Origin of the sequence: Pseudoroseomonas cervicalis ATCC 49957 (assembly GCF_000164635.1) — a bacterium.
Taxonomy (GTDB): Bacteria; Pseudomonadota; Alphaproteobacteria; order Acetobacterales; family Acetobacteraceae; genus Pseudoroseomonas; species Pseudoroseomonas cervicalis.
On record NZ_GG770777.1, the window covers coordinates 1297325 to 1299760 of the forward strand.

A 2436-nucleotide genomic window follows, 5' to 3' on the forward strand; every position below is an offset into this window, starting at 1 on the left:
CCGGCCGGCCCCGGCGGGGCGCCGCAGCGCAGGCCTAGCCGGGTCGCATGCGGAACGGGTTAACATGTCGCAAGGCTATTCTCACGCTTCCGTGATAGTCCAGCCTCCCGCCCCCTCCTGGCGGCGCGGCGCGGCAGCGGCCACCCTGGCGGCATGTCCTTCTCCCTTGAGCCTGGCCAGCTGGTGCGCCACCCCGACCGCCCCGAATGGGGGCTGGGTCAGGTCCAGTCCGTGGCCGGGCCGCGCGTGACGGTGAATTTCGAGCATGCCGGCAAGCTGCTGATCAACGCCGCGCAGGTGGCGCTCGAGGTGGTGGACGCGCCATGAGCGGCCCCGGCTTCGACGCGGCGCTCGGGCTGCTGCAGGGCGGCCCGCTGCTGATCGCCGCCGCCGCGACGCTGATCGCCGGGCTGATGCGCGGCTATTCCGGCTTCGGCACCGCCATCCTGCTGGCCCCGGTCTATTCGACGCTGTGGGGCCCGCGCATCGGCGTGCCGGTGATGCTGCTGATGGAGCTGTTCGTCTCCGCCTATCTGCTGCCGCGCGCCTTCGCCCAGGCCAACCAGCGGGTGATCTTCTCGATCGGCGGCGCCGCCATCCTGGCCACGCCGCTCGGCGCCTACATCCTGTTCGTGGCGGATGGCGCCACGCTGCGCCGCGCCATCGGCCTGTTCGTGCTGGTCTTCGGCCTGCTGCTGATGTCGCCCTGGCGCTATCACGGCAGGCGCCCGCTGTCGCTGAACCTGGCGGTCGGCACCGTCTCGGGGCTGCTGAAGGGCGCCACCGGCATGTCGGGGCCGCCGGTCATCCTCTATCTGCTCTCGGGGCCGGAGGCGGCGGCGCAGCACCGCGCCAACCTGATCCTGTATTTCGGGCTGATCGGCATCGTCGCCGTCATCCCGCCGCTCTGGGGCGGGCTGGTGGGCTGGCCGGTGCTGCTGCTGGTGGCGGTGATGCTGCCGCTGCTGCTGGCCGCCGTGCCGGTGGGGGCGCGGCTGTTCCATGTCATCCCGGTGGGCTGGTACCGGCGGCTGGCGCTGCTGGCGCTGGTCGGCGCCGGCGGCTTCGCCCTGCTGGCCTGAGCCGGCGGGCCGCCCCTTGCGCGGCCGGGGTGGGGGGGGCCAAATACAGGGGCCCCTCTAGCACAGGATGTCCCGCGCATGATCGACCCGTTCGGCCGGCGGATCAGCTATCTCCGCGTCTCGGTGACCGACCGGTGCGACCTCCGCTGCGTCTATTGCATGGCGGAGGACATGACCTTCCTGCCCAAGGCGCAGATCCTGACGCTGGAGGAGCTGGAACGGCTCTGCGGCGCCTTCATCGGCCTCGGCGTCGAGCGCATCCGCCTGACGGGCGGCGAGCCGCTGGTGCGGCGCGACGTGATGTCGCTGGTGCGCAACCTGGGCGCCCGCATCGGCCCCGGCGCGCTGAGGGAGCTGACGCTGACCACCAATGGCACCCAGCTCGCCAAGCATGCCGAGGGGCTGTATGCGGCCGGGGTGCGGCGGCTGAACGTCTCGCTCGACTCGCTCGACCCCGGGCGCTTCAAGGCGCTGACCCGCTGGGGCGACATCGAGAAGACGCTGGACGGCATCTTCGCCGCCAAGGCCGCCGGGCTCGCCATCAAGATCAACGCGGTCGCCATGAAGGGCGTCAACGAGGACGAGTTCGACCGCATGATCGCCTGGTGCGGCGAGCATGGCTTCGACCTGACGCTGATCGAGACCATGCCGATGGGCGAGATCAGCGAGGACCGCACCGACCAGTACCTCCCCCTCTCCCTGGTGCGCCGCCGGCTGCGCGAGAGCTGGACGCTGGAGGAGAGCGATTACGCCACCGGCGGCCCGGCCCGCTACATGACCATCCGCGAGACGGGGCAGCGGCTCGGCTTCATCACGCCGATGACCCACAATTTCTGCGAAAGCTGCAACCGCGTGCGCCTCACCTGCACCGGAACCCTGTATATGTGCCTGGGCCAGGAGGATGCGGCGGATCTGCGCGCCGTGCTCCGGGACCCTTCGGTCGACGAGGAGGGTCTGCGCGCGGCGATCGAGGCGGCCATCGCCCGCAAGCCGAAGGGGCATGATTTCGTCATCGACCGGCGCAGCAACCGCCCCGCGGTGCCGCGCCACATGAGCGTGACAGGCGGCTGAACCCATGGATGGTGTGCGCAATATCGTGGCCTCCCTCTCCATTCCCGGCATGCCGGAATGGACGGGGCTGCTGCTGCTGCTGCTGGGCCTGCTCTGCGCCGCCGCCTTCCTGCTGATGCCCTTCAGCGTCTTCGGGGTGAAGGCGCGGCTGGAGGCGCTGGAGGTGCAGCTGGACGAGATCCAGGCCGAGCTGCGCGAGATCGCCCTGCGGCTGCAGGAGCCGGCCCTGGCCCGCCGCCCCGCCGCGCCCCCCGGCGATGAATGGGCCGAGCCGCCCTCGCTG

Annotated in this window: 3 protein-coding genes and 1 pseudogene; all 4 read left to right on the forward strand. The window is 71.3% G+C overall.

What is annotated here, in order from left to right; genetic code table 11:
- Positions 1-153: 153 nt before the first annotated feature.
- Positions 154-327 carry a DUF3553 domain-containing protein gene (locus HMPREF0731_RS23580; protein WP_007003079.1) on the forward strand — a complete coding sequence of 58 codons (174 nt, stop codon included), beginning with the start codon at positions 154-156 and terminating at the stop codon, positions 325-327.
- Positions 324-1082: a sulfite exporter TauE/SafE family protein gene (locus tag HMPREF0731_RS05600; protein WP_040611951.1), complete on the forward strand. Its 759-nt coding sequence runs from the start codon at positions 324-326 to the stop codon at positions 1080-1082. Before HMPREF0731_RS23580 ends, HMPREF0731_RS05600 begins: the two co-directional genes overlap by 4 nt.
- Positions 1083-1160: 78 nt before the next feature.
- Complete coding sequence (moaA, locus tag HMPREF0731_RS05605; protein WP_007003080.1) at positions 1161-2153, forward strand: GTP 3',8-cyclase MoaA; 993 nt, start codon at positions 1161-1163, stop codon at positions 2151-2153.
- A gap of 4 nt (positions 2154-2157) precedes the next feature.
- Positions 2158-2436, forward strand: a pseudogene (locus HMPREF0731_RS25010) (hypothetical protein); the annotation flags it as partial.